At 42.6% G+C, this 18,859-nt stretch carries 16 protein-coding genes and 1 pseudogene; 6 read left to right on the top strand and 11 right to left on the bottom strand.

Features of this window, described 5'->3' with window-relative positions; all coding sequences use genetic code 11:
• Positions 1-230: 230 nt before the first annotated feature.
• The 3 genes from A6B40_RS09845 to prfB form a co-directional block, all read right to left on the bottom strand.
• Positions 231-1,316, bottom strand: coding sequence for a metallophosphoesterase (locus A6B40_RS09845; RefSeq protein WP_176672269.1), 1,086 nt, complete (start codon positions 1,314-1,316; stop codon positions 231-233).
• Between the two features lie 21 nt (positions 1,317-1,337).
• Complete coding sequence (locus A6B40_RS09850; protein WP_176672270.1) at positions 1,338-2,321, bottom strand: AEC family transporter; 984 nt, start codon at positions 2,319-2,321, stop codon at positions 1,338-1,340.
• Positions 2,322-2,395: 74 nt separating this feature from the next.
• Positions 2,396-3,494 (bottom strand): peptide chain release factor 2 gene (gene prfB / locus A6B40_RS09855; RefSeq protein WP_176672271.1). Its coding sequence is split into 2 segments (ribosomal slippage): positions 2,396-3,418 and positions 3,420-3,494, totalling 1,098 coding nucleotides; the frame shifts between segments, so codons are not numbered across the junction.
• Positions 3,495-3,667: 173 nt separating this feature from the next.
• On the opposite strand from prfB, the gene selD reads away from it, so the two are divergent.
• The 5 genes from selD to A6B40_RS09880 all read left to right on the top strand — a co-directional run bounded on the left by selD (position 3,668) and on the right by A6B40_RS09880 (position 8,934).
• Positions 3,668-4,708 carry a selenide, water dikinase SelD gene (gene selD / locus A6B40_RS09860; RefSeq protein ID WP_176672272.1) on the top strand — a complete coding sequence of 347 codons (1,041 nt, stop codon included), beginning with the start codon at positions 3,668-3,670 and terminating at the stop codon, positions 4,706-4,708.
• Entirely contained in the window at positions 4,708-5,196 is a 489-nt protein-coding gene (locus A6B40_RS09865) for an NUDIX hydrolase (protein ID WP_176672273.1), read from the top strand. The genes selD and A6B40_RS09865 overlap by 1 nt, the downstream gene beginning before the upstream one ends.
• A complete protein-coding gene (gene ubiH, locus A6B40_RS09870) occupies positions 5,183-6,376 on the top strand; it encodes a 2-octaprenyl-6-methoxyphenyl hydroxylase (RefSeq protein ID WP_236966870.1) in 1,194 nt (397 codons plus the stop codon). Before A6B40_RS09865 ends, ubiH begins: the two co-directional genes overlap by 14 nt.
• Positions 6,377-6,669: 293 nt before the next feature.
• Positions 6,670-7,902, top strand: coding sequence for a uracil-xanthine permease family protein (locus A6B40_RS09875; protein ID WP_176672275.1), 1,233 nt, complete (start codon positions 6,670-6,672; stop codon positions 7,900-7,902).
• A 45-nt stretch (positions 7,903-7,947) separates the two neighbouring features.
• Positions 7,948-8,934 (top strand): dihydroorotate dehydrogenase, encoded by a 987-nt coding sequence (locus A6B40_RS09880; RefSeq protein ID WP_176672276.1) that lies wholly within the window; start codon positions 7,948-7,950, stop codon positions 8,932-8,934.
• A 43-nt stretch (positions 8,935-8,977) separates the two neighbouring features.
• Here A6B40_RS09880 and A6B40_RS09885 read toward each other — a convergent pair.
• From A6B40_RS09885 to lexA, 7 genes and pseudogenes are all read right to left on the bottom strand, one after another.
• Positions 8,978-9,387, bottom strand: a pseudogene (locus tag A6B40_RS09885) (DUF2251 domain-containing protein).
• A 64-nt stretch (positions 9,388-9,451) separates the two neighbouring features.
• A complete protein-coding gene (gene eno / locus A6B40_RS09890) occupies positions 9,452-10,762 on the bottom strand; it encodes a phosphopyruvate hydratase (protein WP_176672277.1) in 1,311 nt (436 codons plus the stop codon).
• A gap of 190 nt (positions 10,763-10,952) precedes the next feature.
• Positions 10,953-12,131, bottom strand: coding sequence for a 23S rRNA (uracil(747)-C(5))-methyltransferase RlmC (gene rlmC, locus A6B40_RS09895; RefSeq protein ID WP_176672278.1), 1,179 nt, complete (start codon positions 12,129-12,131; stop codon positions 10,953-10,955).
• Positions 12,124-13,161, bottom strand: coding sequence for a beta-N-acetylhexosaminidase (gene nagZ, locus A6B40_RS09900; RefSeq protein WP_176672349.1), 1,038 nt, complete (start codon positions 13,159-13,161; stop codon positions 12,124-12,126). The genes rlmC and nagZ overlap by 8 nt, the downstream gene beginning before the upstream one ends.
• Before the next feature lie 100 nt (positions 13,162-13,261).
• A complete protein-coding gene (locus A6B40_RS09905; RefSeq protein WP_176672279.1) occupies positions 13,262-13,993 on the bottom strand; it encodes a TerC family protein in 732 nt (243 codons plus the stop codon).
• A 79-nt stretch (positions 13,994-14,072) separates the two neighbouring features.
• The gene (mutH, locus tag A6B40_RS09910) at positions 14,073-14,762 is read right to left on the bottom strand and encodes a DNA mismatch repair endonuclease MutH (RefSeq protein WP_025216942.1); all 690 of its coding nucleotides are present in this window, start codon (positions 14,760-14,762) and stop codon (positions 14,073-14,075) included.
• An 86-nt stretch (positions 14,763-14,848) separates the two neighbouring features.
• Positions 14,849-15,481 carry a transcriptional repressor LexA gene (gene lexA, locus A6B40_RS09915; RefSeq protein WP_025216943.1) on the bottom strand — a complete coding sequence of 211 codons (633 nt, stop codon included), beginning with the start codon at positions 15,479-15,481 and terminating at the stop codon, positions 14,849-14,851.
• Between the two features lie 162 nt (positions 15,482-15,643).
• Here lexA and plsB point away from each other — a divergent pair, with 162 nt between their 5' ends.
• Positions 15,644-18,088, top strand: coding sequence for a glycerol-3-phosphate 1-O-acyltransferase PlsB (plsB, locus tag A6B40_RS09920; RefSeq protein ID WP_176672280.1), 2,445 nt, complete (start codon positions 15,644-15,646; stop codon positions 18,086-18,088).
• A gap of 87 nt (positions 18,089-18,175) precedes the next feature.
• Here plsB and A6B40_RS09925 read toward each other — a convergent pair whose 3' ends face one another.
• On the bottom strand, positions 18,176-18,739 hold the full coding sequence (locus tag A6B40_RS09925) for an acetate uptake transporter (RefSeq protein ID WP_025216945.1): 564 nt from the start codon (positions 18,737-18,739) through the stop codon (positions 18,176-18,178).
• Positions 18,740-18,859: the final 120 nt, after the last annotated feature.

Genomic DNA, 18,859 nt, shown 5'->3' on the forward strand with positions numbered 1-18,859 from the left:
ATAAAACTCCTCGAAATTAACTATATGAAAAGTATAGCGAAAGTGAGGAAAAATGACTGTGATATAGATCACAAAATAATGATGTCAAGCGGTCAGATTTGCGGAAAATTTTGCAAGCAGTTCTCCATTTTTGTCAGCTTGTTTTTGTGGTGATGTTTGTTGATGTTAGTGGCTTGCCCTACTAATTATTTCAATTTATATCGCAATAGCGAGCAAGTTTCACCCTATGATTAAAAATCTTTCCCTTCCACATCAATAATCATCACTTCAGATTGCGAGCCTAACCGCATCGGGACACCCCAGAAACCGTAGCCTGAGGTTACAAAATAATGCCCCAGCCCGATTTTTTCATAGCCGTAATGTAGTCTATATATTATTTTGGTGATAATACTGGCAGGGAAAACTTGCCCTTTGTGAGCGTGCCCTGAAACTTGAATATCAATCGGTAATTTGGCGTGTTTTTCAATTTCAGTTGGGCGGTGGTCGAGCAAGAACACAGGCAATTTGGTATTTACTGATTGTAATAATTGCTCGGCAGAAGGGCGATTTTTTACTAAATCATCATTACGCCCAACAATTGCAAATTTTCCATTAATTTCGACCGCTTGATCCCATAAAACAGTAATGCCGGCGTTACGAATAGCCTGTGCAATACTTTCCTGAGCCCCAAAGAAATCGTGGTTGCCTAGTGTGGCATAAACGCCTAATGGTGCTTTGAGTTTAGAAAATGAGTCTTGCATATTTTCTGAGCGATAAAATTCGAGGTTATCGTCCATAATATCGCCGGGTAGCAAAATCAAATCGACTTTTTCTTGATTAAAAATTTCTGCCAGTTGGTCAAGTTGTTTAGCCCCAAATAATTTTCCTAAATGGAGATCGCTTGCCATACCAATACGGAGTAGTTTGTCTAACGGTTTATCTATTTTAATGGAATAATGAACTACCGTTGGCACATAAGCATTGTAAAAGCCAAGCCCGATTAAGCCCAAGAAGGCAAAAGGGTAGATGACTTTCAAGCTACGATTAACGGAAGGATTTCCTTTGGTTAGTTTGTAAATGAAAGCGGTCAAAAAACTCACAAAAAATGCAAATAGCAAAAGTACCAATACAAATGCCATTACCCGAAATAGGGTAAATGTGCGAGTAACGTGCAAAATAACCATTGTGTTAATGGCTAAAAATGTAATGAGGTGAGTGATTTTTTGGCTTCTTGCCGACAAATTAAACAACCAGCCGATTGTTTTTGCAAAGCTGTATAAAAAGAGTTGTAGTACCACAACCACAATGGCGGTGGTGATGTAGTAACGATATTCCAAGAGTATTCCTTAAATGAGAGGTTAAACCCAGCCTAGTTGTCTTAATAAAAATAGCCCGATGCTGGCACTGAACATTGAGCCAAGAGTGGTGATGCCAATTAAATTTGCTGCGGCTTCACCATCTCCACCGTAGCTTCTCGTCATTGCATAAGTAGCTGCTGCTACAGGAGCTGAGGCTGCAACAAAAACAATGCCAAGTTCCATTGGTGGCAGTTTAAACACAAATTTACCGAGCAGGAGAAAGAAAATTGGGGCGAAAATTAACCGAATGGAAGCGGAAAACAGCACGATTTTATTAATGGTACTTTCTGCTCCTTGATTAAATTGCTTCAACTGTTTGAAATTAATGCTTGCTCCTGTACAAATTAAAGCGAGTGGGAGTGTTAAGCTTGCCATTAATTTGCCAGCGGATTCAAGCGGTTTGGGAATTGAAGCAGCTAATTCAAAATAGTTAAAAATTAAGCCTGCAATTACGGCTAAAATCAATGGATTTTTCAAAATCGAAAGGAGCAATCTACCCACATTGATTTTTTTCTCGCTCAATGATGAAGTTAGCGTAATCACCGCCAGCACATTAAAGGTAATCACTAAGCAGGAAATATAGACCGAAGCAGCCGCTAAGGCTTTATCACCATAGGCATTGAGGATTAAAGCAATGCCTAAAATTGCGGCATTTGTACGAAATGTCCCTTGCGTGAAAATACAGCGATAACGCCTGTTTTCAATGTGGCGTGCCGCCCACCATTCCGCCCATAAATAAATTAATATCGACCCTCCCACACCGGTGGAAATTAAGCTAATTTGGCTTGAGAAATCCAACGGGCTTTTTAGCATATTGAAGAAAATCATTGGCGGTAGCGTAAAGTTAAACACTACCTTTGATGCCATATTGCAAAAGGCATCATCAATGAATTTTCGCTTGCGTAGAAAAATCCCGAATAACATTAATAAAATGGTGGGTAATGTTACGCTAATGCTAAATTGAAGAGAGTCGAAAATATTCATTTGATTAACTAAGATGATATTCCTCCTTAAATAGGAGGAATATAAGCGGTTATTTTTACTCGAAAGTTTGTAAATTAAAGCCCTGCTTTCAAACTCGCCTCGACAAATTTATCCAAATCGCCGTCTAACACTTGCTGTGTGGTGCGGTGTTCCACACCGGTACGGTGGTCTTTAATGCGAGAGTCGTCCAACACATAAGAGCGGATTTGGCTACCCCAGCCGATGTCGGATTTGTTATCTTCCATTGCCTGTTTCTCGGCATTTTTCTTGCTCATTTCCAGCTCATAAAGTTTCGCTTTAAGCTGTTTCATTGCTTGATCTTTGTTTTGATGTTGCGAACGACCATTCTGACACTGCACCACAATGCCGCTCGGCATATGGGTAATTCGTACCGCCGATTCGGTTTTATTGACGTGCTGACCGCCCGCCCCCGAGGCACGATACACATCAATGCGGAGATCGGCTGGGTTGATGTCAATGTCGATATCGTCATCGACTTCGGGATAGACAAATGCCGCCGAGAACGAGGTGTGACGACCGTTGTTCGCATCAAACGGGCTTTTACGCACCAAGCGGTGAATGCCGGTTTCGGTTCTAAACCAACCGTAGGCGTAGTCGCCGGAAATTTTCACGGTCGCCGATTTGATCCCTGCCACATCGCCGTCGGAGGCTTCCATCAGCTCCGCTTTAAAGCCTTTGGATTCCGCCCAACGCAGGTACATTCGCAGCAACATTTCCGTCCAGTCTTGGGCTTCCGTACCGCCCGATCCCGCTTGCAAGTCCAAATAGCAATCGGCACTGTCGTGCGGGCCGCTGAACATACGCTTAAATTCCAAATCCGCCAGTTTCTTCTCTAATTCATCGGCCTCTGCTTGGGCTTCGTTGAAAGTGTCCTGATCTTCGGCTTCCACAGCTAATTCAATCAAACCTTCCACATCTTCAATGCCTTGTTCTAATTGGCGAATGGTATTGACGATCTGCTCCAACATTGCTCTTTCTTTACCGAGAGATTGAGCTTTTTCCGGCTTATTCCACACATCCGGCTGTTCCAACTCGGCATTCACTTCTTCTAAACGCTCGACTTTGTTATCAAAGTCAAAGATACCCCCTGATAACTTTAGTACGTTCTGCCAAGTCCGCTAATTGGGTTTTGATTGGGTTTAATTCAAACATTATTTTATTCCTTTTAATAAGTTTAACGGGCGAACACAATGGCTCGCCCTATATAAATTGAGGTAATTATACCGCAAGCGGTCAAATTTGCGGAATTTTTTGCAAAAATTAGGCGTAATTTTGCCGCTTGTTAGCCTATAATAAGCACAATTTTGATTCATTATGGAGGCGGAATGTCTGAACCGATTAGATTAACCCAGTTCAGCCACGGGGCGGGTTGAGGTTGTAAGATTTCTCCTAAGGTGTTAGGGACAATTTTACAAACGCAACTTGAGAAATTTGTTGATCCGAATTTGTTGGTTGGCAACGAAACAGCGGACGATGCGGCGGTGTATGATCTTGGCAACGGTCAGGCGATCATCAGCACCACGGATTTCTTTATGCCGATTGTGGACGATCCTTTCGATTTCGGGCGGATCGCCTCTGCCAATGCGATTAGCGATATTTATGCGATGGGTGGCAAGCCGCTGATGGCGATTGCGATTTTGGGCTTCCCGGTGAATAAATTGCCAGCGGAAGTTGCTCAGCAAATTGTGGATGGCGGTCGTTTTGCTTGCCAGCAGGCAGGCATTGCCTTGGCAGGCGGGCATTCGATTGATTCGCCCGAGCCGATTTTTGGTTTGGCGGTCACCGGCATTGTGCCGACTGAACGTGTGAAACGTAATGCGTCTGCGGTGGCCGGTTGCGAGCTGTTTCTCACCAAGCCACTCGGCATCGGCATTTTAACCACTGCTGAGAAAAAAGGCTTGCTGAAGCCTGAGCATCAAAATTTGGCAAGCGAGGTGATGTGCCAAATCAATTTGATTGGAGCGAAATTCTCCGAGCTACCTGAAGTGACGGCAATGACAGATGTGACGGGCTTCGGGTTGTTAGGGCATTTGAGCGAAGTGTGCCAAGGCTCGAATTTGCGGGCGGAAGTGCATTTTGCCGATATTCAAACCCTAGACGGCACGAAAGAATACATTGCGTTGGGGGCGGTGCCGGGCGGAACCACTCGCAATTTTGATAGCTACGGTCATCTGATTTCAGCAATGACGGACGAACAAAAAGCGATTTTGTGCGATCCGCAAACTTCGGGCGGATTGCTGGTGGCGGTTCAGCCACAAGCGGTCGAAAAATTGAAAGATCTTGCAAAAGCAGCGAATGTGTCGCTTTTCCATGTTGGGCGATTGCTTGAAATGGACGAAAACAGACCGCTGATTGAGGTTATCTGATGTTTAAACCAAACGTAACAATGGCATGCGTGGTGCATTGCAAGGGCAAATTTCTGTTTGTGGAAGAAATTGAGTACGGCAAACGCACGCTGAACCAACCGGCTGGGCATTTGGAGCAAGGGGAAACCTTGTTGGAAGGGGCGAGCCGTGAACTGTTTGAGGAAACCGGCATTCGGGCAGAAATGGCAAGTCTGGTAAAAATTTACCAATGGCAAGCCCCAAGAACCCAAATCGAATATCTCCGTTTTCTATTTGCGGTGGAGCTTGAGGAATGGCTTGATCCCAATCCGCAAGATGCGGACATTACCCAAGCCCTTTGGTTGAGCGAGGCGGAATTTCAGCACTATATTCAGCAAGAGGGGCAGTGCGAACGCAGTCCGCTGGTGGTGCAATCGCTGAAAGACTATTTAAGCGGCGAGCGTTATCCGCTTTCTCTGCTGAATGCGTTTGAGTGGAAGCAAAGTGAGGCAAACAATGCAGCAATTTGATGTGGTGATTGTCGGCGGAGCCGTCACCGGCTCGGTGCTGGCGTTGGCGTTGAGCAGTTTTAGCCAACACAAAATGTCGATTGCGATTATCGAAAGATCCTTACCGGATTATGAACAACAAGGCGGCTTTGATGCTCGTAGCATTGCGTTAGCTTTTGGCAGTTTGCAAAAAATGCAGAAAATCAGACCGCTTGTGGGCAACAATTTAGGGGCGGAAATTGAGGAAATTGCCACGTCAATCAAGCAAATTCAGGTGGCGGATAAAGGGCATTTTGGCAAGGCCACGTTAAAAGCCAGCGAGCAGAATTTGCCGCAACTTGGGGCGGTGGTGGAATTGGCAAAATTAGGCAAAAAATTAACCGCTTGCCTTGAAAAACACGCCAATATTCAACTCTTCTGCCCGAACGAAGTGGTTGAAATTCAACGTTCGCTTGAAGCTTGTGAGCTGACGTTAAAAAATGGTGAGCGGCTGCGTTGTGCCTTGCTGGTTGCCGCTGACGGCATTCAATCTAAAGTCGCCAAACAGTGCGGCGTGGAAACGCTCTCGGTGCGAGATTATGGGCAGTCTGCGGTGATCGCTAATGTGGAACTGAACGAGCCGCACCAGAACCAAGCCTTTGAATATTTCACCGAGCAAGGCCCTTTTGCCTTGTTGCCATTGAGCGGAAAGATGATGTCGCTGGTGTGGTGTACTGAGCAAGCCTCTGAGCTAATGCAGCTGCCGGACAGCGAATTTTTGGCTCGCTTGCAGCAGCAATTTGGCTGGAAATTGGGGCAGTTTTTGCGAGTGAGCAAGCGGTTTGTTTATCCGCTAATTTTGCAAAAAGCCGAAAGCCATATTCACCACCGCTTGGCGATTGTCGGCAACGCTGCTCAAATGCTCCACCCCGTTGCAGGGCAAGGCTTTAACCTCGGCTTGCGAGATTTGTACACGCTAGCAGAGCTTGTGGCTCAAGCCTTTAATCAGGGCAAGGATATTGGCGAATTTTCACTGCTAGCCGAATTTGAACGTCAACGTTCGCAAGATCAAGACCAAATGATGAAAGCTACAAGCGGTCTGATTTCGATTTTTTCTTGCGAAATGCTGCCGCTTCAGTTGCTGAGAAATTTCGGGCTGTTCGCCGTGTCACATAGTAAAATGGCGAGAGATGTTGTCACTCATCGGGCGTTGGGGTGGTAATGAACCAGCAAAATAAGTTACAAAAAATGCAAATTTTTATTTGACATCTTTTTGAAGTATGGGTATTATTCCGCCGATTTAAAGCATACGATTCCAAGTCTTGAATGAAAATTCAAGGCTTTTCCTTTTTATGAAAGCCCTTGAAATTTTGATTTGCCGCTCAAACGGCAAAAAAATTTTGCCTAAAATTCGCAAACGATTGCAGCAAACGTTTGCTCTTGTGCAATAAGTAGGCTTTTTAGTGCGTAACCGCAATGGTTGTAGCGTATCAGATCATAAAAAGAGAGTAACAAATGACTACAGAAAATATCAGTTCGCCAAAGCAGGCGTTTATAGGATTGCAAATGCTGTTTGTGGCATTTGGGGCGTTAGTGTTAGTTCCGTTGATTACCGGACTTGACCCCAATGTAGCCCTTCTTTCTGCCGGTGTCGGCACCCTCATTTTCCAATTATGTACCAAACACCAAGTTCCTGTTTTCCTCGCCTCTTCTTTCGCTTTCATTGCCCCTATTCAATTCGGTGTCCAAAAATGGGGAATCCCCGTCACAATGGGGGCTTTGCTTTGCACTGGTATTATTTACTTTGCTCTATCTACGCTAGTGAAATTTAAAGGTGTTGGTATTTTACATAAATACTTCCCTCCGATTGTGATTGGGCCGGTGATTATGGTGATTGGCTTGGGACTAGCTCCGGTTGCGGTGGATATGGCTCTTGGCAAATCAGCCCCGAATGTTGAGCCTAATACTGCAATGATGATTTCAATGATTACCTTAGCCACAACCCTGATTGTGGCGGTATTTGCCAAAGGTTTATTAAAACTTGTGCCGATTTTAGCAGGGCTTACAGTGGGCTATCTCTTATCGGTCTCAATGGGCTTGGTGGATTTCACCAAAGTGACAGAGGCAGCTTGGTTTAGTTTGCCGAATGTGTCTGCCCCTGAATTTCAGTTAGAGGCGATTTTCTACCTACTGCCGATTGCTCTTGCCCCAGCCGTTGAACACTTGGGCGATGTGATGGCAATCAGCCAGGTTGCCGGTAAAGATTTTATGAAAAAACCAGGGCTACACCGTACGTTATTAGGTGATGGTTTAGCAACTTCTGCCGCAGCGGCATTAGGAGGCCCACCAAATACAACCTATTCAGAAGTAACCGGTGCGGTAATGCTAACCAAAAACTTTAACCCTAAAATTATGACTTGGGCGGCTTGCTGGGCGATTGCGTTCTCATTCTGCGGCAAAATTGGGGCATTTCTCTTAACGATCCCAACTTTTGTAATGGGTGGCATTATGATGTTGCTATTCGGTGCGGTTGCCGTGGTGGGAATCAATACACTGACGAAATCTAAAGTGGATTTAAGCGTGCCTCGCAATCTTTGCATTGCTTCGGTGGTAATGACGTTCGGGATCGGTGGTATGTTGATCAACATCGGCGAGTTCTCAATCAAAGGAATCAGCTTGTGTGCGATTGTGGCGATTGTACTGAATATCGTGTTGCCAAAAGAAAAATTGGAAGAGCCTAGCCATTAATCGCTACCGCTCAAAGAGTTTATATTGATATATAAGGAATAAACGATGCAAAAATTACAATTTAACCCACCGCTTCTCAATACGCCTTGCCCTTGGTGTTCTGAATTAGAAAATCTGCGTGAGCTTTACGCTTGTGAATATACCGGAGCCGTGACGACTCGCACCTCTATGTTAGAGCCATATCCACATGATTGGGCGAAAAATCAATATGTGCTGTTTGATGCAACGGCTCAACAAGTTGCTGGCGTCAATGAAAGAAATGCCACACAACAGCAAACCTCCAGCCTCAATACCATCGGACTGAGCCCGAATAACTTAGCGGTAACTAAAGGCTTTGTTCGCACCATTTCAGATGAATTACGGGAAAAAAGCAATAAACCATTCATTATTTCAGTGTTTGGCTCACCGGAAGAAGTGGGGGAATGCTACGAGCAGATTTGTGCCTTGCAAACTGAGGTGAAAATGCCACTGGCGATGGAGATCAACATCTCTTGCCCGAACATTCCGGGGAAAATTTCACCGGCATATTCTGCAGAAGAACTGTTACCCTATTTAAACGCTCTACAAGCCACCCTTGAAAAGCTGAACCAAGGCGAAAATGCGTTACCGATTGGGATTAAAATTCCGCCATTTACCTACCAAAACCAATATGATGAGCTGATTAAAGGCTTATTACAAGCGGTCGAAAATGGCAAAAATTTACCAATTTGCTTTATTACTTCCACCAACACGTTAGGCTCATCGCTGTTAATGCAAGGCGATAAAGCGGTACTCAATTCCGAAGCTGGCACCGGCGTTGGCGGTATGGCAGGCACGTCAATTCATGCCCTTTCGCTGGGGAATGTTTATACGCTACGCCAAATGTTAGACCAAGAACCTGCACTGAAATCTCTACAGCTGATTGGTGTTGGTGGCGTCAACGACAAAGCCGGCTTTGAACGAATGAAAGCCGCTGGGGCAGATTTTGTCGGTTTAGCCACCGCCTTAGGGATAAAAGGGATTGAGGTGTTTGAAGAGATCCTATCTGAATAATGAATAGTTGGGCGTGCGTTGCACGCCCGAATTAAATGTGGGTTTAACCCAACCATTTCTCCACCAACTCATTGGTGGTTTCTTTGTGTACCCACATACTGCCGAGTTCCGGATGGGGGAATTTGGTGTGGTTGTAGCCGACAAATTGGCGGAAGTCGAAAACGGCGTGAGGGTAGCCGTTAATCAGCAAAAAGGCTTGATAGCCGTCCTCACTCCAACAGATTTCCAATCGCGTGGCTCGTGTAGCGAGTTTTGTTCGATGTCGCTAATGCGGAAAACGAAAAGGCTGTCCACCACAGGCTGCTCGGTTTGATGTAAATCCATTGCGTAGAAATAGCCGGTTTCTTCATCAATTTCAAACATCACGACCAGATGTTCGTGCTGAGTAGAATGAGCCCCGTTGCGGTAAGGCTCGTTAAGTAGAATATGATCGGTTAAAACAGAATAGAGCATTGAGTTATCCTTATAAGCAAAATGCCACCGATTTCTCAGTGGCATTTCAACATTTAATCAGCGATTACGCTTGACCTTTGATCTCTTTACGACCATTGAACGGAGCCGGTGTACCAGCACGCTCTAATGCTTCTTCGATACGGATTAATTGGTTGTATTTCGCTACACGGTCAGAACGGCTCATAGAACCAGTTTTGATTTGACCTGCTGCTGTACCCACTGCTAAATCAGCGATAGTTGCATCTTCAGTTTCGCCTGAACGGTGAGAGATTACTGCGGTGTAACCTGCATCTTTCGCCATCTTAATCGCTGCTAACGTTTCAGTTAATGAACCGATTTGGTTGAATTTGATTAAGATAGAGTTTGCGATACCGTTTTCGATACCACGCGCTAAGATTTTGGTGTTGGTTACGAATAAGTCGTCACCTACTAATTGTACTTTGTCGCCTAATACTTTAGTTTGGTATGCGAAACCTTCCCAGTCAGACTCGTCTTGACCATCTTCGATAGACACGATTGGGTACTCTTTGCATAAGCCTTCTAAGTAGTGAGTGAACTCTTGTGAAGTGAAGGTTTTACCTTCGCCTTTCATATCGTACACGTTACGTTCTTTGTCGTAGAACTCAGAAGATGCACAGTCCATCGCTAAAGTGACGTCTTTACCTAAAACGTAGCCTGCTTTCTCAACTGCTTCTTTGATACACGCTAATGCATCAGCGTTAGAAGCTAGGTTTGGTGCGAAACCACCTTCATCACCCACCGCTGTATTTAAGCCTTTCGCTTTTAATACTTTCGCTAAGTTGTGGAATACTTCAGCACCAATGCGTAATGCTTCTTTTAATGTTGAAGCACCCACCGGTTGAATCATAAATTCTTGAATATCAACGTTGTTGTCTGCGTGCTCACCACCGTTGATGATGTTCATCATTGGTAACGGCATAGAGTAAACGCCCGGAGTACCGTTTAATTCTGCGATGTAAGCGTAAAGTGGTAAACCTTTAGATGCTGCTGCTGCTTTCGCTGCTGCTAAAGATACCGCTAAGATTGCGTTTGCACCGAATTTAGATTTGTTTTCTGTTCCGTCTAAATCGATCATAATTTGGTCGATTTCAGCTTGTGCTGTACCTTCTTTTCCAACAAGTGCGTTTGCAATTTCGTTGTTTACTGCTGAAACCGCTTTTAATACGCCTTTACCTAAGAAACGACCTTTATCGCCATCACGTAATTCTAACGCTTCGCGTGAACCTGTTGATGCACCTGATGGAGCAGCTGCTAAACCAACAAAGCCACCTTCTAAGTGAACTTCAGCTTCAACAGTTGGGTTACCACGAGAGTCGATGATTTCACGACCGATTACTTTAACAATTTTTGCCATTGTTGATATCCTCTAATGTGAGAGTTAATAGAAAAAAGAATAGGTATATATTAAAGCGATTTTCTGCTTTTGTCTTTTAAAAAACACGCTTGTGACAAAGAATTTATCACGAATTTGATCTAAGACGATTTTTATTGGCGATTATAGCAATTTTTGTAAAAAACGGCAAAAATTTGCCCGCTTGTAATGGCTATTTTTTGACTAAAAACGCCAGTGTTTCGTAGTGTGAAGTATGCGGAAACATATCAAAAAGTTGCACTTTGTGTAATTCATAATCGGTAAGCAATTCAAAATCTGCTGCCATTGAAACCGCATTACAACTTGAATAAATCAAATAAGGCGAGCCAAGTTGATTTAAAAATTCCGCAAGTGCTTTGCCAATACCTCGGCGGGGTGGATTGACGATGATCAAGTCAGGAATCGTACCAGTTTCGTTTAAAGCAAATTGTGCTGAATCGAGTGAGGCAAATTTGACATTTTTTAAGCCAAGTGCATTTGCTGATTTGGTTGCGCTTTCAATCGCAGAGACTGAAATTTCAATGCCGGTTAATTCCATATTTGGATTTTTCTCACGCAATGCTTTTGCACAATGTAAACCAAATCCGCCGACACCACAGAACAGATCCCAAAATTTCTCAATCGGTAAATCTTCCACCCAACTTTGAGCGGTTTTATAAAGTTGCTTAGCAACTTCAGGATTCGTTTGGAAAAAGCCTTGCGGGCGAATAAATAGCGGAACGCCGTTAAAATCTTCTTCAATTACTTTCTGATCTGTTAAGAAAATCTCTGTTTCTCCTTCTAAAACGGCGGCGTGTTGCGGCTGAATATTGAGGCTGACGACAGAATTTGGTGGCAATTTTTCTAAAAGAGCAGGTAGTTCTCGTTCAACCAAAGGGCGTTTGCTTTCACTTCTGACCACAAAACGCAACATCAATGATTGATTATATTGACTTTCGGTAATCAAAATATATTTCAGCTCACCTTTTTTCTTGGCAATGTTATACGGAACTAAGCCCGCTCGAGCGATAAAATCTTTGAGAATAGGGAAGAGTGCCGAAAATGAAGTCGGGTAGAGTAAGCAGCCCGTTAAATCAATACCGCTTTGAGCATCATTTTGATCTTTTAAAATGCCAAGGATCGGGCGTTCCACGCTCCCCGATACCACCATTTTCGCTTTATTGCGAAACTGTGAAATCGGCGAGCGAACAAGCGGTAAGATTTCGGTTTTATTTTGCAAAATAAAAGGCGAAATTAACCGCTTGAGATGACTTTCTTTTTCTTCTAATTGGCTTGAATACGGCTGCTCAATCCATTGGCAAGAGGTGCAATCTCCATTCTCAAAATACGAACAATGCAACAAATTAGACATTCGCCGCTTTCCACTCTAACCAATTATTTTGCAAGGCAGTAAGTTCACGTTGAGCCTGTTGATAGCGAGGGCTGTTTTCCAGTTCTCGCCAGCTCATTGTCTTGCGTTTCATCAACGATAAATGACGCTCTTTTTGAGCTTGAGTGGGTTGATATTTTAGCCCGTCTAACACTTGCACCACGCCGTCAGGCTCGTTACAAAGGAGTAATAAATCGCAGCCGGCTTGAATCGCTTTTTCAGAACGTTCCACAAAATTCCCCATAAAGCCAGCGCCTTTCATGCCAAGATCGTCTGAGAAAATCACGCCGTTAAAATTAAGCTGTTTGCGTAAAACCTCTTTGAGCCAGTAGCTTGAACCGCTAGCAGGTTGGCTGTCGCATTGGGTGTAAACCACGTGAGCAGGCATAATCGCAGAAAGTTTACCTTTGGCAATAAGCTGTTTAAACGGCAGAATATCGTGGCTGAAAATCTCGGCTTTCGGACGATCATCAAATGGCGTTTCTAAATGTGAATCGGCTAAAACGTGCCCGTGACCAGGAAAATGCTTGCCCGTAGTTGCCATTCCCATCTCCAACATTCCGTCAATAAAGGCTTCGGCTACCGGCAAAATGTGTTGCGGCTCTTGTCCGAATGAACGGTCACCAATTGCTTTGCAGTCGTGACCTAAATCTAAAACAGGGGCAAAACTTAAATCAATGTCTAGTGCAAACATTTCCGCTGCCATTAGCCAGCCACTCTCTTTGGCAAGCTGCATTGCTTCTTCTTGAGTAGTTGCCAGTTGGCTGAAAGATTGCATCGCAGGCAGCTTGGTAAAACCTTCACGGAAACGTTGCACACGCCCGCCTTCTTGATCGACGGTGATCAATAAAGGCTTTTTCACACGTTGGCGAATATCTTTTACGAGAGCTTGAATTTGTTCTTTATCATAAAAATTACGAGTGAAGAGAATTAAGCCAGAAACCAATGGGTGCTCTAGCATTTCTACTTCTTCTTGAGGGAGTTCTTTGTCTTTAATATCAATAAGTAGCATAATTTGTAAAAAATCGGATAGATTCGGATAAATAAAACCGCTTGTATTGTACATTAAAAAGCCCTTGATTTTCATCAAGGGCTAACGAATTGCTCAGTAATTATATTTGTTGCACTTTTATTTGGTTACGACGCATTTTGATATTGAGCATTTCAACCACAACCGAGAAGCCCATTGCGGTGTAAACTGCTGCTTTTGGAATATGAATATCAAAGGCTTCGCCAACGAGTACCACACCAATTAAAATCAAGAATGCTAAGGCAAGATTTTTAATCGTTGGGTTGTTATCTACAAAGTCGCCAATGACTTTTGCTGCTAACATCATTACCCCAACGGCAATCATAATGGCAATCACCATCACAGGAATATCATCAGCCATTGCAACAGCAGTAATGACTGAATCAAGTGAGAAAATTACATCAAAAATAGCAATTTGTGTTAGTACTATCAAAAAGCTGGCTTTTTTGAGTGAGGTTGTTTCTGCTTCATGCGAGTGAGCTGAAATAGATTCTTTTAATTCCATCAAACTTTTTACAATCAGGAAAAGCCCACCGATAAGTAAAATTAAATCTCTGCCTGAGATTGCATTATTCGCAATATATAAAAGTGGGGTGACTAATTTCATCATCCACGCAAGTGAAAGAAGCAATAAAATACGTGTTCCCATTGCTAAAACTAAGCCGATAATTCGTGCAGATTGACGTTGTTCAATCGGCAGGCGAGAAACTAAAATACTGATAACAATAATATTATCGATACCGAGCACAATTTCAAGCCCAGTTAGCGTAACGAGTGCTATCCAAGCTTCAGGATTTGTAATCCAATCAAACATAAAATGTCCTTTTAAAAATAGGGAATTGCTTTTTTTCTATACAAAGAAAGGTGACATCTTATAGAGAATGGAAGCGAAATTAAAGAGGGGAATGTAAAAAGTTTTGTAAAATTTCCGCTGTGAATTGTTTGCGTAAATAAAAGCCTAAAGGCAGTGATTGAACTCGTTCGCCATCTGCATTGATGGCAGAGGTTACAGAGCGATTATTTCTACCTTTGGGTCTAAGTTGTAAGACTTCGCCGTGTTTAGCATTAATTGTGTGAAGTTTGCCTAACACAATCATTTCCATCAACTCTTCCCAATCACGTTTTAATTGGAATTCTTGTTCAAATGTAGGCGACCATAAAATCGCTTGCCCGATATGGCGTTGATAAAGTGGAATAGTCCGTTCGCCTTCAATAGGAATCCATAATACACGAGAAAGTTTATGTTTAACGTGTGAGCTTTCCCAAGTAATGCCATTATTTTGGGTGAGTGGTGCAAGGCTTACGAAAGTGGTTTCTAGCGGTAAGCCTTTTTGATTAATGGGGATAGTTTTAAGCTCAATACCGAAATGTGAAAAATCTTGCTCGGGTTTGCTTCCCGCCTTTGCTCCAAGTGCAGTTTCAATTAGTGTTCCTACCCAGCCTTTGTCTCGTTTGAGATCGGGTGGAACAGGAATATTCAGCATTTCTGCAATCTCGCCTAAGGTAAAACCTGCTAACCATTGTGCTTTGGTTAACAGTTCCTGTTCAGTTTGAGGAATGCAGGTAAGAGAATAATCGCTCATAGAGAATTTAATAGACAAGCGGTCGTTTTTTAATGACTTTTTGCAATTAGTATTATTGGGTAGTCTGAAGAATCTACTTTGCAACGTTACATCCACGCATTGCTACGAATAACGCCAACAGCAATGCCTTCAATCTCAATATATTCTTGGCTTGGATTAACCACAATTGGCTTTAACTCATCATTTTCAGGGTGTAAGTAAATTAAGTCACCTTTTTTCTCTAAACGTTTTACGGTTACTTCATCATTCACACGAGCTACAACTACTTGACCATTGCGAGCGGTATTGGTTTTATGTACTGCTAATAAATCACCATCTAAAATGCCGATTTTTTCCATAGAATTGCCGTTTACTTTGAGTAAATAATCCGCTGATGGGTTAAACATTCCACCATTCACAGGGTAGTGATTCTCAACGTGTTCAACCGCTAAGATTGGGGTTCCCGCAGCTACTTTGCCGATTAATGGTAATCCTTCATCATCATTAGCAGCTTTGTTTTCATCCTCAACTAAAATACGAATACCACGAGAAGTACCAGAAAGCATTTCAATATAACCTTTACGGGCTAAGGCTTTTAAATGTTCTTCAGCTGCATTGGGGGATTTAAACCCAATTTCTCGTGCAATTTCTACACGGGTTGGTGGCATACCAGTTGTTTCAATATGGTTTTTAACAAAATCAAAAATTTCTTGTTGGCGGGCGGTTAAGTGTTTACGCATTTAATCTATCCTCACTGTCTTTATATACATAAAATATTGATATTGTATACAGTATTTTTCATTTTGTAACTAATAATTTCACTAAAATCTGTAAAAAATTGTGGTAGAATGCGATGGGTTAGAGATTAGACCTCCAAAAATAATCATTATAAGGATATTAATATGTCTGGCTTATTAAATTTTTATCGTTCTTTTTTAAATTTGCCGCTTTCACTTTTAGTGAAGTCAAGAGCAATTCCCACCCATCCAGTCAGTGAGTTAGAACTTAACCTTGAACAACCTATTGTTTATGTCCTACCTTATACATCCCAAACTGACTTATTGATTTTACAAAAGAACTGTTTAGCCTTGAATTTACCTGATCCGCTTCAAGAAAATGTGATTGCTGGACAATCATTGCCTCGTTATGTGTTTTTAGATGAAGGGAGACGTTTTTTCAAATCAAAAGGGGCGAAAATAGAAACTGAATCACTTTTCTACCATTATTTAGATTTACATCGTGAGAATGCCGATTTAGATGTGCAATTATTACCTGTTTCTGTATTGTGGGGACGGGCACCAGGCAAAGAAGATGCTCGCCATTTGCAAGTTTTAACCTCGTTTCAGCGTTTTATGTCAATGGTTTGGTTTGGGCGTGATAATTTTGTCCGCTTCTCTCCAGCTGTATCGTTACGTTATATGGTAACTGAGTACGGTGCAGATGAAAAAATTGCACAAAAAATTGCCCGTGTGGCAAAAATGCACTTTGCTAAATTACGTTATTCTGCAATGGGACCTCGTTTACCTAATCGCGAAGCAATGTTTAATAAAATTCTCAATTCAGAGGTAATCCAAGCCGCAATTGCAGAAGAAGCGAAAAAATCTTCTCCTGAAAAAGCACGCAAAGAAGCAGAGAAAATCATTCATGAGATTGCGGCTGATGTAAAACACGATAGTTTGCGTGTTGCTGATCGTGTACTAAGCTGGCTTTGGAATAAGCTGTATCAAGGCATTAATGTACAAAATGCAGATCGTGTGAGAAAACTCGCTTTAGAAGGACACGAAATTGTCTATGTACCGTGCCACCGTAGTCATATGGACTATTTATTGCTTTCTTATTTGCTTTATCACCAAGGCTTAGTACCGCCACATATTGCCGCAGGGATCAACCTCAACTTCTGGCCGGCTGGCCCGATTTTCCGCAGCTGGGGAGCGTTTTTTATTCGCCGTACTTTCAAAGGCAATCGCTTATATTCCACCATTTTCCGTGAATATTTAGCGGAGCTGTTCTACCGTGGCTATTCAGTGGAATATTTCATTGAGGGCGGACGTTCTCGTACCGGTCGCTTACTTGAGCCGAAAACGGGAATGATGTCGATGACCTTGCAAGCTCTACAACGTGGTTTAAACCGCCCATTAAGCATTGTGCCGGTTTATATCGGCTATGAGCACGTTTTGGAAGTGGACACCTATGCCAAAGAGCTGCGTGGAGCAGCGAAAGAGAAAGAAAACGCTGGTTTGGTCTTGCGTGTGCTGAAAAAACTGAAAAATTTAGGTCAAGGCTATGTTAACTTTGGTGAGCCGATTCAAGTCAATAACTACCTAAATCAGCATTTCCCGGAATGGAAAGAACCAGTCGAAGATAATCGTCCTAAATGGTTAAATGAGGCGGTGGATAATATTGCTAATCAAGTAATGGTGAACATTAACAAAGCGGCAGCGGTGAATGCGAAAAACTTAGTCGGTTCGGCGTTATTGGCTTCTCGTCAGCGTGCATTAAGTCGTGAGCAACTTATTGAGCAAATTGAAAGTTATGTACAATTATTTAGTAATGTGCCTTATTCTAAAGATATGACTTTGCCAACTGAATGTGCGGAAGAAATGCTCAACCATGTGATCCAATTACCTCGTTCCGGCGTTGTGGTAGAGAAAGATAATTTTGGGGAGTTAATTCGCCTAGAACGTGAATCGGCAGTATTAATGACTTATTATCGTAATAATGTACAGCACTTATTTGTATTGCCTTCATTGGTGGCAAGTGTTGTGTTACATCATGAAGCAATTTCAAAAGATTTGGTTATTCAAGCCGTTAATCGTATTTACCCATTCTTACAAGCAGAACTCTTTTTACATTTTAAACCAGAAGAGGTTGTAAGGCAGGTTGAGGAGATCATCTCTGAATTTACTCGCCAAAGTGTGATCAAAAATGAAAGTGATATGCTAATGATCAATCGACCACACATCCGTACATTACAATTACATTCGGCGGGCATTCGTGAAATTCTGCAACGCTACTACATCAGTTTGAGCGTATTACTAGAACAGCCTAGCATTAGCCGTGGAGCTTTAGAAAAAGAGAGTAGTTCTGTTGCACAACGTTTATCGGTATTACATGGTATTAATGCACCAGAGTTCTTTGATAAAGCGATTTTTTCAACATTCACTAACAGTTTGAAAGAGCAAGGCTACTTTGATACTGAAGATAACTTGGTTATCAGAAAAGTGCAAGAAACCGAAGCACTACTAAGAAGCTTGATTTCTATTGAAATACAACAAACCATTCAAGGAGCGATGGCAAAAGTTGATGTAGAAAAAATTGAAAGTGAAAAAGTAAAGAAAGAAAGCTAACAAGCGGTTGATTTTCTCTGGTTTTTTGCAAAATAAAAGGCTGAATGCGATAAACATTCAGCCTTTTCTATTGGTAAAAATGTAAAATTATTTCGGTTCGCCGATTGGTAATACGGTTCTGCCGAAGCTTTCGTTGATGATGTCTGCCGCCGCTAAGTAGAACGCTAAGAATGCAGTTAATAAACCGAAGTTACCACCAATGTGAGTGATTGCACTGTTGTGAGTGAAATCGCCTGCAGCTAATAAGTAGAACGTAATGGTTAAGCTTAAGAAAATTGCTTGTAACGCACGTGGTTTGGTTAAAGTGCCGATGAACATCATTAAAGTGAATGTTCCCCACGCCACTAAGTACCAGCCGATGAAATCTGCTGAAACGGTTTCTGCGAAGAATACTTTGAATAATGCAAATGACCACCAGAACGCACCGTAGCTGGTGAATGCAGTGAAGCCGAAAGTGTTGCCTTTAGCAAACTCGAACATACCTGCGATCATCTGAGCCGTACCGCCGAAAGCGAAGCCCATTGCAAGCACTAAGCCTACGTTCTCGCCACTGAATGTGCCGTTGTTGATTAAGCTTAATAAAAATGTAGTTAAGGCAAAACCGCATAAGCCAAGCGGTGCCGGGTTAGTTCCGGAATTTGGAGCTGACATTGAAAACCTCTATTTTGTTGTTGATGCTGCCAAATTGCAGCTGTTTGATGTGGCTAAACGCCGTGTTACCTAAAATTTAGGGCGGCAAAGTATAGCTTTTTTGCAGCAAATTGACTAGAT

Source organism: Mannheimia varigena, assembly GCF_013377235.1.
Classification (GTDB): Bacteria; Pseudomonadota; Gammaproteobacteria; order Enterobacterales; family Pasteurellaceae; genus Mannheimia; species Mannheimia varigena.